17 protein-coding genes and 2 pseudogenes are annotated in these 14,557 nt (G+C 59.7%); 9 read left to right on the forward strand and 10 right to left on the reverse strand.

Translation table 11 applies throughout. The features are described from left to right. Nucleotides 1–223 precede the first annotated feature (223 nt). The 4 genes from IC762_RS29745 to IC762_RS29760 all read right to left on the reverse strand — a co-directional run bounded on the left by IC762_RS29745 (nucleotide 224) and on the right by IC762_RS29760 (nucleotide 1,786). Nucleotides 224–454 carry a carbohydrate porin gene (locus tag IC762_RS29745; RefSeq protein ID WP_195790343.1) on the reverse strand — a complete coding sequence of 77 codons (231 nt, stop codon included), beginning with the start codon at nucleotides 452–454 and terminating at the stop codon, nucleotides 224–226. Continuing rightward, complete coding sequence (locus tag IC762_RS29750) at nucleotides 399–836, reverse strand: tetratricopeptide repeat protein (protein WP_195785705.1); 438 nt, start codon at nucleotides 834–836, stop codon at nucleotides 399–401. The genes IC762_RS29745 and IC762_RS29750 overlap by 56 nt, the downstream gene beginning before the upstream one ends. A 303-nt stretch (nucleotides 837–1,139) precedes the next feature. After that, entirely contained in the window at nucleotides 1,140–1,328 is a 189-nt protein-coding gene (locus IC762_RS29755) for a hypothetical protein (protein ID WP_195785706.1), read from the reverse strand. Between the two features lie 35 nt (nucleotides 1,329–1,363). After that, on the reverse strand, nucleotides 1,364–1,786 hold the full coding sequence (locus tag IC762_RS29760) for a winged helix-turn-helix domain-containing protein (RefSeq protein WP_195785707.1): 423 nt from the start codon (nucleotides 1,784–1,786) through the stop codon (nucleotides 1,364–1,366). 292 nt (nucleotides 1,787–2,078) lie between these two features. Between IC762_RS29760 and IC762_RS29765 the strand changes: the two genes are divergently transcribed. Next, nucleotides 2,079–3,827, forward strand: coding sequence for an adenylate/guanylate cyclase domain-containing protein (locus IC762_RS29765; RefSeq protein WP_246801305.1), 1,749 nt, complete (start codon nucleotides 2,079–2,081; stop codon nucleotides 3,825–3,827). A gap of 590 nt (nucleotides 3,828–4,417) precedes the next feature. Next, a complete protein-coding gene (locus tag IC762_RS29770) occupies nucleotides 4,418–4,558 on the forward strand; it encodes a hypothetical protein (RefSeq protein WP_195790439.1) in 141 nt (46 codons plus the stop codon). Between the two features lie 173 nt (nucleotides 4,559–4,731). Here IC762_RS29770 and IC762_RS29775 read toward each other — a convergent pair whose 3' ends face one another. Then, a complete protein-coding gene (locus IC762_RS29775) occupies nucleotides 4,732–5,070 on the reverse strand; it encodes a hypothetical protein (RefSeq protein WP_195785708.1) in 339 nt (112 codons plus the stop codon). A gap of 263 nt (nucleotides 5,071–5,333) precedes the next feature. Between IC762_RS29775 and IC762_RS29780 the strand changes: the two genes are divergently transcribed. Continuing rightward, a complete protein-coding gene (locus IC762_RS29780; protein WP_195785709.1) occupies nucleotides 5,334–5,819 on the forward strand; it encodes a hypothetical protein in 486 nt (161 codons plus the stop codon). A gap of 501 nt (nucleotides 5,820–6,320) precedes the next feature. On the opposite strand, the gene IC762_RS29785 is transcribed toward IC762_RS29780, so the two are convergent. Together IC762_RS29785 and IC762_RS29790 are read right to left on the reverse strand one after the other, a co-directional pair. Then, nucleotides 6,321–6,545 (reverse strand): hypothetical protein, encoded by a 225-nt coding sequence (locus tag IC762_RS29785; RefSeq protein WP_195785710.1) that lies wholly within the window; start codon nucleotides 6,543–6,545, stop codon nucleotides 6,321–6,323. A gap of 523 nt (nucleotides 6,546–7,068) precedes the next feature. Beyond that, nucleotides 7,069–7,260 carry a DUF3072 domain-containing protein gene (locus IC762_RS29790; RefSeq protein ID WP_195785711.1) on the reverse strand — a complete coding sequence of 64 codons (192 nt, stop codon included), beginning with the start codon at nucleotides 7,258–7,260 and terminating at the stop codon, nucleotides 7,069–7,071. A gap of 75 nt (nucleotides 7,261–7,335) precedes the next feature. On the opposite strand from IC762_RS29790, the gene IC762_RS29795 reads away from it, so the two are divergent. Then, complete coding sequence (locus IC762_RS29795) at nucleotides 7,336–7,521, forward strand: hypothetical protein (RefSeq protein ID WP_246801306.1); 186 nt, start codon at nucleotides 7,336–7,338, stop codon at nucleotides 7,519–7,521. 696 nt (nucleotides 7,522–8,217) lie between these two features. Here IC762_RS29795 and IC762_RS35700 read toward each other — a convergent pair. Beyond that, on the reverse strand, nucleotides 8,218–8,799 hold the full coding sequence (locus IC762_RS35700) for a DUF1236 domain-containing protein (protein ID WP_349629730.1): 582 nt from the start codon (nucleotides 8,797–8,799) through the stop codon (nucleotides 8,218–8,220). 232 nt (nucleotides 8,800–9,031) lie between these two features. On the opposite strand from IC762_RS35700, the gene IC762_RS35705 reads away from it, so the two are divergent. The 3 genes from IC762_RS35705 to IC762_RS29810 all read left to right on the forward strand — a co-directional run bounded on the left by IC762_RS35705 (nucleotide 9,032) and on the right by IC762_RS29810 (nucleotide 10,798). Continuing rightward, a complete protein-coding gene (locus tag IC762_RS35705) occupies nucleotides 9,032–9,349 on the forward strand; it encodes a hypothetical protein (RefSeq protein ID WP_349629731.1) in 318 nt (105 codons plus the stop codon). A 212-nt stretch (nucleotides 9,350–9,561) separates the two neighbouring features. Then, nucleotides 9,562–9,789: a hypothetical protein gene (locus tag IC762_RS29805; protein ID WP_195785713.1), complete on the forward strand. Its 228-nt coding sequence runs from the start codon at nucleotides 9,562–9,564 to the stop codon at nucleotides 9,787–9,789. 592 nt (nucleotides 9,790–10,381) lie between these two features. Continuing rightward, on the forward strand, nucleotides 10,382–10,798 hold the full coding sequence (locus IC762_RS29810) for a hypothetical protein (protein WP_246801307.1): 417 nt from the start codon (nucleotides 10,382–10,384) through the stop codon (nucleotides 10,796–10,798). Between the two features lie 314 nt (nucleotides 10,799–11,112). Here IC762_RS29810 and IC762_RS29815 read toward each other — a convergent pair whose 3' ends face one another. Together IC762_RS29815 and IC762_RS29820 are read right to left on the reverse strand one after the other, a co-directional pair. Continuing rightward, the gene (locus tag IC762_RS29815; protein WP_195785714.1) at nucleotides 11,113–12,111 is read right to left on the reverse strand and encodes a L,D-transpeptidase family protein; all 999 of its coding nucleotides are present in this window, start codon (nucleotides 12,109–12,111) and stop codon (nucleotides 11,113–11,115) included. Next, complete coding sequence (locus IC762_RS29820; protein ID WP_195785715.1) at nucleotides 12,072–13,187, reverse strand: glycosyltransferase family 4 protein; 1,116 nt, start codon at nucleotides 13,185–13,187, stop codon at nucleotides 12,072–12,074. The genes IC762_RS29815 and IC762_RS29820 overlap by 40 nt, the downstream gene beginning before the upstream one ends. Before the next feature lie 607 nt (nucleotides 13,188–13,794). Between IC762_RS29820 and IC762_RS35435 the strand changes: the two are divergent. Further along, nucleotides 13,795–13,893 (forward strand): annotated as a pseudogene (locus tag IC762_RS35435) (LysR family transcriptional regulator); the annotation flags it as partial. After that, a pseudogene (locus IC762_RS29825) lies at nucleotides 13,879–14,411 on the forward strand (DUF308 domain-containing protein). The pseudogenes IC762_RS35435 and IC762_RS29825, both read left to right, overlap by 15 nt. Nucleotides 14,412–14,557 lie beyond the last annotated feature (146 nt).

Below are 14,557 nucleotides of genomic sequence, written 5' to 3' on the forward strand. Positions count from 1 at the left end.
GCTCGTCCCTCCCGTCCGCAAAGGCGGGAGCGCGCAGTGTCTCTCAGGCACCGACGGCCAACACTTTTTGCCGGTGATGGCTCCACAACACATGCATTCGCGGGTTGGTTGCTAGCTTCGCGAACGTTATGGCTCCGTCGGGGCTGCTCTACCAAGAAGGGAGGCCTCGACGCGAAAGTCCGCAGCGCGCTTTCCTTCGGCGGAATCGCTAAGAAACTCGCAATTAGAACTTAACAACCGTTCGCAGACCCAGAACGGCTGCGTCTTTCAACGCTATGCCGCGCACGGCGCTCAGAGGATCCGTGGTACCACCGCCTGGATGCTTGATGAACTGAATGTTCGGCTGCAGCGTGATGCCCGGTCTGACCTCGTATTGATAGACCGCTGCGAGCACGGCCTCAGATGTCCTGACCGACCAGGAAGGCCCGAAAACGGCTTGGAAATCGCGGTCCAGTGCCTGAGCGCTCGGTGAATTTGAGGTATTTTAACGAGGAGCTTTGGTCAATGAGCGTTGTATGCAACCGTGGGTCTAACGGGCTCATGCGCGCCGCGCGGCCGAAGCTCCGGATCGCTTCCTCTGGCAGTCCGGCATAGATTATGCGTACCCAGCCTCTGCTGTTCCATGTCGCCCATGAATTTGGATTGAGTGCGACCGCGCGGTTCGCCATTTCGATTTCGGCTTCACTATCGCCGACCATGGACGCCGAAACTACGGAAGCCTTTGCCAAATTGTCCGGATCATTGTCATCAATGCTCAGCATCAAACGAACAAACCGGTCTGCAGCCTTTCGATCGAACTCAGGATCAACAGAATATCCCAAAACGACGTTCTGCATTTGACAGAGGCCTCCCAGAGCCGCGACAGCACCAAACCGAGGGTCCAGCTCCAAGGCGAAACGAACCAATCCTATCGCCTCGGCGAACCCTTCTCGGGTCATCAGGTAATGCTGCTGCATAGCGCGGAGATAGAAATCATACGCAGAGGGGTTCTCCGGTCGCCGTCGCGATTTGCGTTTGAAGTATTTTTGGTTCAATTGCTGAGACGACGGCTATCGCTAATTCATCATGGAGAGCGAAAACGTCGGCAACGTCACGCTCAAACCTGTCGGCCTAAAGATGGGTGCCTGAAGCCGCGTCGATCAACTGCCTGTGACGCGAACTTTCCCCGACGCCTTCCGTACAGATCCTTCGAGGATATAGCGCACCCCGAGCTTGCGCCCGACCTTTTTGATATCGACAGCTTTAGCCTTGAAGGTAAAATTCGAGCGGCGTGCGATAACGAACAGAGACCTAAAGCGCGACAATGCAGTAATGATATCTTTCACCATGCAGTCCGCGAATTATTCCTGCTCTGGATCACCGCTCATGTTCTCGAACGGCAGTACGGCAATGGAGGGTCTTCGGCGATCGCAAGCTCCTTGTTTTGAAGCCTTATCTGGTTGGCAGCTGGTCCGCCCTCCTGGTCCTGCGCTTCCCGGACTACTGCGACGAAGCGAAAGCCTTTGCGCGCCAACGTTTTGATGAAGCGCTGCTTCTCACGGGAGTCGCCGATTGCCGTTCGAACAGTATTTAAGCGGGTTGTCAGCGCCGCGTCGGATACACTGCGTCCATTCCAAATGGTATTGATTATGTCGTCCCTGCTGACGACATGTTCTCTGTTGCGGATGAGATAGCGCAAGAAGTCGAACACTTGCGGTGTGGTCGAGACAACATGTGGCAGCAAATTTTTCGACCAAGCCACCGCTGTCTTGTGACTTCCTGTACGTACTAGCTGGAAGCGGGCCAATTTTGTCGCCTCTACAGCGCACTTCGGGGTCGCCGGTCGCTCATCGAATATCAATGGACTTCTGGTTTTCGGGCTAGGACGTGTACTGTCGGCTTCCAGCAATGAAGCAGACGTAGCCCCAGTTTAGTCCTCGGCGGCCGCTTGTGACCCAACTCGGACATCCAATGGCCTGGAACCTCGTCAAGTGGACTGGTGGCGTTTACTAACCCGTGGTTTGATAGGCGTGATTTGAGGCTGGCTCCGGGGGGACTTTCGGGTGACGAGTGGGCGCTTAGAGCGGCGACTGGCGGCAGTGCTGGCGGCTGATGTTGCCGGCTATTCACGGCTGATGGGTGCAGACGAAGTCGGCACGCTCGACGCGCTTAAGGCCCACCGCCGTGAGGTTATCGACCCAGCTATCGTCGGCCACAACGGGCGCATCGTCAAGACCACAGGCGACGGCATGCTCGTGGAGTTCGCCAGCGCCGTCGATGCCGTCACCTGCGCGATAGCGATCCAGGAGAAAATGGCCGAACGGAACGGCAGTTTTACTCCAAAGATCACCTTCCGGATCGGCATCAATATCGGCGATATCATCATCGACGGCGACGATATTTTTGGCGACGGTGTCAACATCGCCGCACGCGTGGAGAACGAATGCGAACCGGGCGGCGTTTGCCTCTCCGGCAGCGCCTATGAGCAGATCCGCGGCAAGACCGCGTTTGCGTTCGACGATGTGGGCGAACGGTTGCTCAAGAACATCGACCGGCCGGTGCGGCTCTACGCGAATCGAACTACAGCCAGTGGCGGAAAAGCGCCGGCTGACATTAAATCGCCGGCTCCACTAGTGGAGTCACTTTCGCTACCGGATCGGCCCTCCATCGCCGTGTTGCCATTTCAGAACATGAGTGGCGATCCAGAGCAGGAATACTTTGCCGACGGCATGGTGGAGGACATCATCACCGCCTTGTCGCGATTCAAGACCGTGTTCGTGATCGCTCGCAACTCTTCATTCACGTACAAGGGGAAGGCTATCGACATCAAGCAAGTCAGCCGCGAACTCGGGGTTCACTACGTTCTTGAAGGAAGCGTTCGAAAAGCCGGCGGACGACTTCGTATCACGAGTCAGCTCATCGACGCCGCTACTGGCGCACACCTCTGGGCAAACAAGTTCGACGGCTCATTGGCTGATGTCTTCGACCTGCAAGATGAGATAACCGAGAAGGTCGTTTCATCCATCGCACCAGCACTGGAAATCGCTGAGATTGATCGGGTAAATCGCAAGCCGACCGACCTGCTTCATAGTTATGATCTGTTTCCGAGGGGGATGGCTTTGCTTTATCAGAGCGCGGATGTGGCAATGCATGATCGAGCGCATGACGCGTTCAAGAGGGCGGCGGAGCTTGACCAAGAGTACGCTGCCGCCCACGTCATGGTTGGCTGGACTAGCCTGAGAAACCAAGCTTACACCGGGATCAAGATATCTCCCGCTCGCTTGGAAGAAGCACTACGATCTGCGGAAAAAGCAAGAACGCTAGCCGAAGACGACGCTTTTGTGCAGGCCAGGGCTGGGCACGTGTTGGTGTATCTTGGCCAGAAATACGACCTCGGTCTTTCGCTTGTGGAGCGTGCGGTTACATTGAATGCGAACCTTGCTCCGGCTTGGTACAGCCGCGGCGCGGTCTCGCTGATGTGCGAGAAGGCCGGGGAAGCGATCACGAGTTTCGATCATATGATGCGGCTTAGTCCTCGCGACCCCCTGCTCGTTACCGCTTGGTACATGACAGGATGGGCGCATTTCACGAATCAAAACTACGCCGAGGGGGTTGTTGCGGCTGACAAGGCCATGCAGAGAGTGGCCGACGCGCACTCGCTGGCAGCGTTCGCGGCAAATGCAATACGAGCTGGCAAAGTGACAGAGGCTCAACGCGCCGCCGAGCGGTTGCTCCAGTTCCAACCCGGCTTTAGAGCATCGCACGCGCACTATCTCTTTCCAGTACGGTCCTTGGCCGTCCGCGACATCATCCAAGCAGCGCTCCAGGACGCCGGCATCCCCGACTAGTTGATCGGTTATTGCAGGTCCGGGTTTGGCCCAAAGCCGATATGCAATACGATCTGCATGAAGTCAGCTTCCGAGACCAAAGCGGACGCGACGAATTTATGAGAACCCCGGCGGCGGGGGTGAAAGCGCTCTGAGCCATGTGCGCCCAGGTACCGGCCTAAAGTACGCGTCCGGTGACAGCCCCTAGTTAGGTCATCTTGAGCGATGGCTGACAGCGCTTACGCGGCGTGAGCGACGTTCTGAGGTCGCCACTTCCAAGGCATGCCGGACGTCGCGGCGCGGCGCCTAATGGAGCACGCCCCCGCCTTCGAGCCAGTGTTCGATGGTCGGATCTACATTGAGAAGATCAACGAGCCGTCCTGTACAGCGACACGGCAACGCCGGCGGAATATAGTGCTGGGCTCAAATACGCGATCGCAGGGCTGGCTGGAACTCCACGAAAGCGGGACCTTCGTGAAGATGCTTCAGCCCGGCAAGGACCTGTTCGTCTGAGGGCCGGCCGGAGGACCAGGGATGCGGGCGGCACGCTAGCCGGCTGTTGCGATCAGGGTTCTCGACGACCGTATCCTCGCGCCCAGGGGATAGAACAAATGCAAGACATGAAGGCGCACCTGGAAAAGCTCCGGGTTGAAGCTGAGGAGTGCGAGCTGATCAGCAAGCTCGCAGCCAACCAGACGAAGAAAGCACTTCTTCGCCAAGCTGGCCGCCCATCACCGGGCGCTGGCCGATGAGGTCGAGCGCACCATGGCCGCGCCGCCCCAATAGGACCTTCTGGCGACCCCGGTTTATTGCGGATTTCGCCCAGCTAGACACTTGCTGCTAATCTGCCAATATCAATACGCGCCACGGAGAGGGAGTATGCCGACGCCGGAATGCGCAATTGATACCAACACGGTCGTCTACTTTAGATCAAAAAAGAAACTAGTTTTCCAGCGGCGAGTTGCCGACGCTCTTGAAGGGCTCTCAATTGGCGAGCTTCGCGAACTTCTAACTGAGGTCGAACGTTATCTTGTAGCTCACGGAGCTTGCGAATAGGCAAAGAGGCCACCTCAGTTGGCGGCCTCTTGTGCGGATTGATTAGGCTGTCTTGTCGACCGCGCCTTTTGCGGGAGCGGTAGTTGCGGGCGCGGCGGTCGGTTTTTCCTTTGGCGCGTGTGCCGGATGGGGTTGGTGAACGGCAGGCGAGTGTGCTGCGCCGCCAGCGGGTGAAACGCTCATTCAAATGCCCTTTTTGTTTACTCATGTATCTTTCTTTACTGCCCAGACAAGAATCGTCCGTTAAGCGATGCTCGGACTTCCAACCAATTCAGGCGACTCAAAGACCAAACTAGGCCACTAGCGGATAAGCAGGCCAGTACCGAACGTTGGGCGTCAGCTTCGGGACGGTTGCGGTCTGACATGCAGTCGGCAAGACCTCCGCATCCAGAAGGCAAGAGCCGCAGCTGTCATTTGGAACGTAGCGGGCCTTGCCGTCTTTTCCCGAAGATCATCGGAGAGGAGGCCGGGATGTTGGTGGCGGAGCGATTGATCAGGCGAGCGGTGGCAATTTTCTCGGTCGCATTGTGGACGTCCGTCGCGTCCGCGCAGCCCGTCAGATGGACGACGTACACAATCCCTCAAACTGGAACCTCGGTCGACTTTCCTGCGTCCGTCTTCACCGAGGCGGCCGGCAAGCCCGACGGCCACGGGCAGCGTTTCCGGACATCGGACGGCCGGGCTGACATTACCATTCAAGCTACGCCAAACCTCTCTAACGATTCGCCCGCCACCTTTCTCGCGAAGAAAAATCCCCCTTCGCACATCCAGTACAAACGTGTCACGCCGCGCTTCTTTGCGGTTTCCAGCTATAAGGGCGACAAGGTCTTCTACGATCGATGCAACTTCTCGGATCGTATGGTCCACTGCGTCCTGATGAACTATCCGGCCAGTGAAGAGCACGACTGGGACGGCATCGTCACTCGCATCAGTCTGTCACTCCGCGGCAGAGGCTAAGCGATTTTTTCGACCAAGCCAGAGCTGTCTGGTAACTTCCCGTACGTACTAGCCTAGAAGCGGGCCAATTTGTCACCTGTACAGCGCACTTCGGTCGCCGGTCGCTAATCGAAATATTGAGGGACTTCTGGTTTTCGGGCTAGGAGGTGACTGTGGCGGGGCCTCTTATATGAGCAAATACGGGCATTTCACCAGCCTTTCCGGGGCGGCCCCCCGCTTTAGATGTTATTCCGCTCCCACGGTTTCATCCACCGGGATTCGCAATTGCTGCGACGCGCTACCTTTGCGCCATGCTGCATTGGCGTTTTGCATCCCCGCGAGCGCCATTCTCGTCTACGTCGAGCAAACATGTCGGCGACGTTGACCATATCAAGCTATTCGCGGACCAGGACGCCGCAGAGAAGTGGTTTGAGGAAAACAACCCGAGCTTGGCGTTCGAGATGAGGTGCTGGAGTGAGCTACATTGGCCAGCGCACCGTCTCGATGGACCATCCCCGCCGACTATTCTAAGTTGGCGAGTTTCTCTTTGTTCTCAATCGCCCGGGCGCTCGCGAACATTCCCAATACACATCTTCGGGCGGCCTCGTGGTACTCGCCCTCGCTGCGCACCACGTCCTTTGCGATCTTGTTCCTCGTCTCTTCAGTCTTGAAAATCTTCGGCAGCCGAGCGAAGACCGCATCAACTGCAGCCTGCATTTCGTTTGCTTTCTTACTATCGAGCAACATGCGCCACCTCTTTGCTTGTTGGCTTACTTGCAGCGAAAAAGGGTACCTACCGTAACGTATCTGGGCGCGCTGAACCCTCGATGAACGCATCTCGCCAACGTCATTTTCTTGATGGCGGTGTATCCGGCCGCATCAAAACGCGGCCCGGGCCGCTTGGGCAAATCGTCCTAAGTGGTGGTCGGAAGAGATCCGAGCCGCTCCCTTCGGTGGTGGTTGAAAAATTCGGTGCTGGACGGTCTTAACCCCTGGTGGCCTGGTTTGAATTTGGAAGTGGCCTGATTTGGCTTAAGCGGTAAGGAGCGAGGCCGGGGCGGTAGGCGCGAAACGGGCAGAGTGCTGGACGGGCCGAGGCGCCCCGCCCCCGCGGGCGCGCCTCGCATCATAGTTTCGGCGAGTTTCAGAAGGCGCCGCCTGGCAAAAATGCTGGAATATAGCAGTTCGACATTTTTAATCCTTGCCCGCGGCCTTCTGTCAGAATGCGCCACGGGTTGCGCTACTCCCCGCCAAAGAACGCGCCTCGCGATCACTCCTCCAGCCCGGCCTTGTCCCGCATCTTGTCGATCAGTTCGGATGCCTCCGCCTTCGTCAGCTCCCTTTCGGGCAGGGGCTTGTGGGCGTGTTCAGAAAAAGTATTGAGGTACGACTCCTGGGCGCCGGTCATCGGATCATTCCCGGACACCCAATCCTTGGGGTATTTCTGCGTGTTGTCGGCCATATCGCTCTCCTTTCTTGGTCAACTTGTAGCTTGCGCCCTCGTTCCCTATTTGTACTCGGGGCCGAGGAGATAGGCATGGACAACCTGATCAACGAAATTCGAATGAAAATCAGGGCCCTGCGAGTCAGCATGCTTGAAGCCGAAGACATCATGCGCGAGCAGATCGACCGTGAACGAGGAATGTTCAGAAATCGCGGGCGAAATCCTGACCACGCGCGCGGCCATGAGGGAGCTGGTCCGCGATCGGGAGGTCTTGGGTGACCATGACCCGATCCGTGCGAACAGCTGTTATATTCCCCGGCGTGAGCCAGAGGCCAAGCGGTCCCACAAACAGATCAAGCGGCACCTCACGCCTCGGTAGGCTCCTGTAGCTTGGCTGCGCTTCAATGCTTATCTCGTCGCATCCTCCAGCCTGTAAAATTTCGCCTAACCAAAAACTGGCTTTATCGATCTGCTGTTGGTCAGTTCGGGCAGCCCTACCAGATGAGATTGTGTCGGTTGTGAGTAAAGCAGCAGCAAGCCGCCCAGCCGAACCGTTCGCTGTGCCGCTTTCGGTCCCCACTTGATCTGCATAAGCCGCCGGCCCTCGGCGGACGACCTTCCGCCCATGCCAGATCCCAACGAGCTGACCAACGCAGCCAAAGTGATTGATGCTCGCCTGGACGAAGCGCGCCGTACGATAGAGGAACCGCCGCCGATCTCCGCGAGCTCACCTGGAAGCTCCGTCGGAAGATGAGCTAGGGCCGCTTCGGCGCAAGCAGTTTCAGGGCGGTCTCGATTTTGGCCAGGAGTGTTTGGATTGCGGTCCTTTCGTTGGGCCCGGGCGCTGCCTCGAGGCGCTGCAAAAGCTGTCGCTTCTGTTCGGTCAGCTTCGCCACCGTCGACATCGAACGTCCCTTTTCCGAATCGGAAGGGCCGCGCAGGCGGCCCCTCCTTCTCCACCGATCCCGCAGACCCTTAGTCGATCTCTTCGATGACGCGGCGTTCGCGCGGCTCGACGATGTAGGTATGGCTGTCGCGGTTGATGTAACGGTATTCGCGCAGCGTCGGAGCGTCGCGATAGACCTCCTCGGGGAAAGTCTCGACCTCGACGCCCTCCGGCACGCGCTCGCCGGTCCGGATTTCGGTGCGGACCGTGCTGCCGGTGGTCACGTGCTTCTCGCGCTCGACCGGCCTCGCCTTCGCATGCTTCCGGATCACCTCGCGATCGCGATCGCTGAAGGCAGTCTTGTGCTCCTCGCTGCGGGCGGGCGCGGAGGCGGTGGACCTGCCAGAATACGGCAGCGTGGCGACGATCTTGTAGCTGGAGGGCTCCACGATGACGATTTCGTCCTTCACGACGACGAAGTCGTAGCCGCGGTACTGCGGAACGATCTCGACCACGTCGGCCGGCAGCTGCTGCAGCCGAATGTCGCGCGGAACGACCGTTCCGACCGACACCGAGAAGTTCACACTGGTGAGCGGCCTCACGTCGAGACGCGAGATCGACTGGCTAACGCGGGTACGCTGCTGGTCGTTGATGTTGACCGAGGCATTCACGTTGGCCGACGAACGGTCGCCGGTGTTCTGCCGATCTTCGCTTCGCTGAGCGGCATTCGTGGAATTCGAACCGGTCTGGTTCTGCTGCGCCTGATTGCTGCTAGATGCCGGCGGATTGGCCGACTGGGTCTGGCTGCCGGAGGGTTGGCTGGTCTGGGCCTGCTTCGATTGCGGGTTGGTCGTGTTGGTCTGGGCCTGACTCGGCGAATTCGAGGACGTCGGGGCCTGCGACGTGCTGGTGTTGTTACCGGAGTTCGGCGACTGGCCCGCGGCGCTCTGGCTCGTCGACGAAGGCGATTGCGTCTGGGCCGAATTGGTCGACGAAGGATTCGAGGTCTGCGGTGATCCAGTCGGCGCCGTGCTCGACGACGTGGGGCTCGTGGTCGAAGCGGGTGAGTTCGCAGTCGAAGGCGTCGGGGTAGTCGTGGAATCCTGCTGCCGCTGCGCCGACGGAGCCCTGGTCGAGGTGCTCGGCGAAGACTGGGCGAAAGCCGAAGTCGCGATGGCGACTAAGGCGGTTGTGACCAACAATAAACGCTTGTTCATCTGACACTCCTGAAATTGCGGTGCCCATCAACATCGTAAAATGGCCGAGGTTCCAGCCGGGAATTGGCGGCAATCATGTGCGTGTTTATCGCGTGCTGCCTGCGGATCTTCCCCACGATGGCTTATGCAACCTCGCCGCCTTTCGGGATAAAGTGGAACTTTCAGCTTTCTCTCTCGTTTGCGTAATCCTTAGACGCTACTGGAGGAGAGGACATCATGAAGAAGCTGATCGTGTGCGGCGTGCTGGCCGCTTTCGCTTTGAGCACCGAAGCCGCAAGTGCCGCGGAGTTCTACGTCGTGCGCGACGCCACCACGAAGAAATGCACGGTCGTGGACAGCAAGCCAACCACCACGACCACAACCGTCGTGGGCGATGGCGTCTACAAGACACGCACCGAGGCCGACGCCGCCGTGAAGACCACGAAGGTCTGCACCGAGCAGTAATTTCGACGGCTGGACCGCGAGATCCGTCGACAAGACCGTGCCTTCTGTTCACATGCCCTGAACAAGTCGACGCTAGAGCGGGCCGCCGGCGAATTCCGGCGGGCCGCTTCTTTGGATTGAGGATGCCTTCGCTCAGGCCGCGCGGAGGCGTTGCATGCGTCGGCTGCCGGAAATATCGGTGGAGTTGAGAAGTCTCGGCGGAACACTCTGACGCGAGGAGTTCGGCGCGAGCGCCGCCCTCCGCTGGCGGCTCGATAGCCTGCTTCGATCAAGTCGAGCACCCCGCACCCCTTCTCGGTGATCCGCCATCCCCCGTTCAAGCGCACGACGAGCCCTTGGGCGAAGAGGTCGAGATCGGGGACGCGCGCGGCGAGGCGTGGTCCGATCCGCCACTCGCGCCCGCTGGTGGACAGGATGGCCATGTCCCGCTTGAGGTCCGCCGTGCAGACCCATCGGGACAGCTTACGAGGATCTCGAGCAACGTGACGTGGAAGTTCGCTCCGGATCTGTGCCTTTGTCGAGTGTCGCCGAGGCAGCAACCATTGCCTATTTTTCCCGTTAACGGCCGGGCACGCACGAGAAAGGAATTCCGATGAAGAAGATTGCAATGTCCGCACTCATGGTCGGCGCCCTCGGTCTGGCCTCGGTGGCCACGACGTCTCCCGCCGAAGCTCGTTGGCGAGGCGGAGGCTGGGGGCCGGGCATCGCCGGCGGCCTGGTTGCTGGTGCCGTGATCGGCGGGCTTGCGGCCTCGGCGTACGGCTGGGGACCCGGCTACGGCTACTACGGCGGCCCCGGCTACTACGGCGCCGGCTATTACGGCGGTCCGTACGCGTACGACTATGGCTACGACGAGCCGTATCGCTGGGGCGGTGGCTACACCCGCACCTATTACAGCGCGGCCGTCCCCTACGGCTACCACTATCGTCGCGTCGTGCGACCCGCCTACGCCTATTACGGTGGATACTATCGGGTCGTTCGGCATGGCTGGCACCGTCACCACTGGTAAGACCTGTCGGTCCGACGCAGAAGAGGCCGCGCTTCAGAAGGGTGCGGCCTCTTCTTGTCCTCTCCACCATTCGGCCGGCGGCGGGCCGTGCCGCTCGAAGGCAAGCTGCCGTTCGGTTGCTCTTTTCGACACCTTTGCTGCGCGCTTGCGGGGCGGCTTGTGGGCTGCTTATTACGATATTCTGACGCTTGGGGCTCATCGCAGCTGGGTAGGCGGGCCGCGCGCAAGCCCGATCTGCTTCGGCGCTGCGATACCGAACGACTAATGTCGTCGTTCAGACGGCTATCTCGGTCCCATCGGCCAGGTGCAGATCCCTACCGTTCCGCTTCGACAAACGCCACGGCGGTCCCCTTTGTCACGCTCTCCGCGACGCGTTCGGCATCCCAGTTCGTGAGACGGACGCAGCCGTGAGACTCGGCCTTCGAGACCTTGCCCGGTTCAGGCGTACCGTGAATTCCGTATCCTTCGGCGGATAGGTTGATCCAGACGGTCCCGACCGGATTGTTCGGACCGGGCTTGATGGTGAAAGGCTTGTCGGAGTGGACGCCCCTGAAATGATAGTCGGGATTATAGCGGTATGTCGGATTGCGGTCGATCTCGGTCACTTTCAGCATGCCGGTCGGCGACGGTTTGTCTTCGCTTCCCACCGTCGCAGGATAGAAGCCGATCAATGCATTCGACTTGTCGAACAGTTTCACCGTCTGCTTGGCCTTGTCGACCTCTACCCGGTCCGCCTTGGCAGGCGCTCCGTCGCCGTTCTCTCCGACATCCACGACGACGATCGTGTCGCCTGCGCGATCAAACCGCTGCCCGGGATTCATTGCGGCCAACAGCTGCTGGCTTTCGTGGAATTTCTCTGCAAGCCCCTCCCGCGGGCTCGTGAAGCCGAGCTTGGGAAGATCCTTCATGTCCACCATCCTGGACGGCATCTTGTTCAGAAACGGCCCCGCGACGTCCTTCTCGGTGATGGTGTAGTTGGTGACCACGGGCCGGTCGTCTGTGCGGAGCGCTTGCCAGACGTCCGCCGTCAGATCGTCCGAGCCCGGCAACTGATCAGCTTCGGCGAAGGCCCGCAACGCCTTCTTGGCATTCTCTCCAAATTTGCCGTCGATCTCGCCAGGCGAGAAGTGCGCACGGTCGAGGAGAACCTGTAGTCTCACGCCCGCTGGGGTCGCTTTCTCCGTCGACAAGGTCTTCTTCGATGGCTCCGCCGAGTTGATCGCGTCGGACTTCAACTCCGCGCTGAACGCCGGAACCGCGACCGCGACAGCGATCAGGGCAGCACAGATCGGCCTTGCTCTCGCGAACCACATTCCGTGTCCTCCCGAATGACTAAGGGTTTGCGACCGCTTCGCGCGCTGGACGCGGCGGCAACCAGCTTCCGGTATTGAGCCTCATAGTTTCTCGCCATTCTCGTCGCGGAAAAACGCTCCTCGAACCGCGCGCGGATCGCCCGTCTGTCGAGCCGAGGCAGTTCGCCGACGGCACGGACGGCCTCCTCTTCGTTCTCGACGATGAAGCCGGTCACGCCATGCTCAACAACTTCGGGAACGGATCCGGAGCGATAGGCGATCACGGGTGTCCCGCATGCCATCGCCTCGACCATGACGAGACCGAAAGGCTCCGGCCAATTGATTGGAAACAAGAGAGCGGCCGCTCCGCTTAGGAACGGTTGCTTCTTCGCCTCATTCACTTCGCCGATGAGCCGGACCGCCTCGTCGTCGACGTGCGGCTCGATGATCCTCTTGAAATATCCGGTTTCTGCCCTCGGTATCTTGGCTGCGATGTGCAGAGGCGTCCCAGCTTTGTGGGCGATGCGGATAGCGACCTCTGGACCTTTCTCCGCCGTCAAGCGGCCCAGGAACGCCAGATAGGATCCGGGTTCGTAGCAAGGGCGAAGCCGGTCCGGAGGGAGTCCGTGGTGGATCGTGCCGAGCCATTTCGCATCTGGGAGAGGGATGCGTTGGTTATCGGAAATCGAGATGAAAGGCGCATCTGCAAAGGCCCGAACAACGTCTGGCAGGCCGGGCAGGTCCAGCCGGCCGTGCATGGTGGTCAGGAACGGCACGCCGAGCCGGCCGAGCAGCGGAAGCGGCAGCCAGTCGATATGGGAATGAATCACGTCGAAGTCCGTGGCACGGTCGGCGACCGCTTCCATGAGCATGGAGATGGCGGAATTGGGATCAGTCCCTTTGCGCCCGAGCCGGAGAGCGCGAGGCCAGACAGGATGAAGTTCTCCTCGTGTACGGGAGTCACCGCTCGCGAACAAAGTGACGTGGTGACCCAGACCTACGAGCTCGTCGACCAACCAGGCTACCACCCGTTCCGTGCCTCCATAAAGCTTCGGAGGAACGCTTTCGGCCAAGGGCGCGAGCTGGGCGATGTGCATGGGTCTACTCTCCCGCTCCAAAAACGGAGCGTATTGCCAGGACTATCGCCGCTGAAAGCAGATATGAAATTGCGAGCAGCGTCCAATCGCGCCGTGAGCTTTTGGCAAGGAGCTGCTGGAACAGACCCATCATCTGCCTTAACGTTCCTCTTCGGGAAGCCGCGCCAGATAAGCTCGTCCGAAGCTTGCAAGTTCTTCGATATCGCCTTCGCGCTCTTGCGACGTCCCGTTCAAATGATGTTCGAGAAAGCACCGTTGATCGTCCGACGCGCCGGCGCCTTCATGCGTCGCGTTAATAGACACTCCAAACCGATCTACCGCCATCTTAATCGCAGCCTTTGTGCCATCGCCGGACTCCGGCTCAGGAATATCATCGAATCGTCAACGCCCACCGGAACCGAAGGTTGCTGCTTTTTCCCGAAATGCGCTCACCTTCGCGGTCGCGCGGGCGCAATTTCACGAGGGATGCTGCGAAGCTCGGCATGACGCAATCCGCGCTAAGAGATCGTCCGGTCTCTCGAGGAGCGGCTCGGGGTTGGTTGCTGAAGGAGAAGGCCCGCGCTGTTGCACACCAATTGCCCGTCGACGTATCGGAAGGTCGGCTCATCGAGTCCTGGCAGATTGGTGTCCGCCGTTCTCAGGATATCACCTGTACTACCCCAATCGGCGGCAGCCTTCCCGGGCGTTCACGCTGCTGGTCGACGCTCGAGCGGCCTTCTCACTGATTTGGGTAGCGCTCGCCTTCACGATTGGGGCGCGATTTCCGCAACTCGCCGCGGTCATGCTGATTGTGTACCCCGCTTGGGATGCGGCCGCGAACTATTGGATGCGGCGTGCAACGGCGGACTCGTTAGCAACCCGAGCCAGGCGCTCAATTTTGTCGTCAGCGCAATTACGACGCTCGGCGTAGCCATCGCCCTTACATATAGCATGAATGCCGTTCTGGTGGTTTTCGGTGCGTGGGCCACCCTTTCTGGCGCGGCCCAACTCGCGACGGGAGTACGGCGCTGGAGGTCTTACGGCGCACAATGGGCGATGGCCCTCAGCGGTGGACAATCGGCGCTGGCAGGGGTGTTCTTCATTCACGTAGCAAGCGGCGCCAAGGTGCCGAGTATCGCGGACGTTGCAGGCTATGCAGCGGTCGGCGCCTTCTACTTTTTAGTTGCTGCAATCTGGCTAACGATAAAGGACGCTCGTCGCGGAAACGAAGGCGCCATTGGATGAAGACAGAGCGCCGCCTCGCTGCGTCTTATCTCACCTTCGAGCTCGTCGGCGCCTGCCGACGAGGCTCTGAAGCTTCATCGGCCTCTGCCGGACCGAACGCCCTCCATCGGCGACGTTGGCCATGACCTGCAACATTGCGCCCTCGC

It is taken from the genome of Bradyrhizobium genosp. L, from assembly GCF_015624485.1.
Taxonomy (GTDB): Bacteria; Pseudomonadota; Alphaproteobacteria; order Rhizobiales; family Xanthobacteraceae; genus Bradyrhizobium.

Excerpts from the sequence above, each read along its gene's own strand:
- IC762_RS29820 (WP_195785715.1), bottom strand. The coding sequence starts at position 13,187 with ATGCACATCGCCCAGCTCGCGCCCTTGGCCGAAAGCGTTCCTCCGAAG.
- IC762_RS29770 (WP_195790439.1), top strand. The coding sequence starts at position 4,418 with ATGCAAGACATGAAGGCGCACCTGGAAAAGCTCCGGGTTGAAGCTGAG.
- IC762_RS29795 (WP_246801306.1), top strand. The coding sequence starts at position 7,336 with ATGGACAACCTGATCAACGAAATTCGAATGAAAATCAGGGCCCTGCGA.
- IC762_RS29790 (WP_195785711.1), bottom strand. The coding sequence starts at position 7,260 with ATGGCCGACAACACGCAGAAATACCCCAAGGATTGGGTGTCCGGGAAT.
- IC762_RS29805 (WP_195785713.1), top strand. The coding sequence starts at position 9,562 with ATGAAGAAGCTGATCGTGTGCGGCGTGCTGGCCGCTTTCGCTTTGAGC.
- IC762_RS29750 (WP_195785705.1), bottom strand. The coding sequence starts at position 836 with ATGCAGAACGTCGTTTTGGGATATTCTGTTGATCCTGAGTTCGATCGA.
- IC762_RS29815 (WP_195785714.1), bottom strand. The coding sequence starts at position 12,111 with ATGTGGTTCGCGAGAGCAAGGCCGATCTGTGCTGCCCTGATCGCTGTC.
- IC762_RS29780 (WP_195785709.1), top strand. The coding sequence starts at position 5,334 with ATGTTGGTGGCGGAGCGATTGATCAGGCGAGCGGTGGCAATTTTCTCG.
- IC762_RS29785 (WP_195785710.1), bottom strand. The coding sequence starts at position 6,545 with ATGTTGCTCGATAGTAAGAAAGCAAACGAAATGCAGGCTGCAGTTGAT.
- IC762_RS29755 (WP_195785706.1), bottom strand. The coding sequence starts at position 1,328 with ATGGTGAAAGATATCATTACTGCATTGTCGCGCTTTAGGTCTCTGTTC.
- IC762_RS29810 (WP_246801307.1), top strand. The coding sequence starts at position 10,382 with ATGAAGAAGATTGCAATGTCCGCACTCATGGTCGGCGCCCTCGGTCTG.
- IC762_RS29775 (WP_195785708.1), bottom strand. The coding sequence starts at position 5,070 with ATGAGTAAACAAAAAGGGCATTTGAATGAGCGTTTCACCCGCTGGCGG.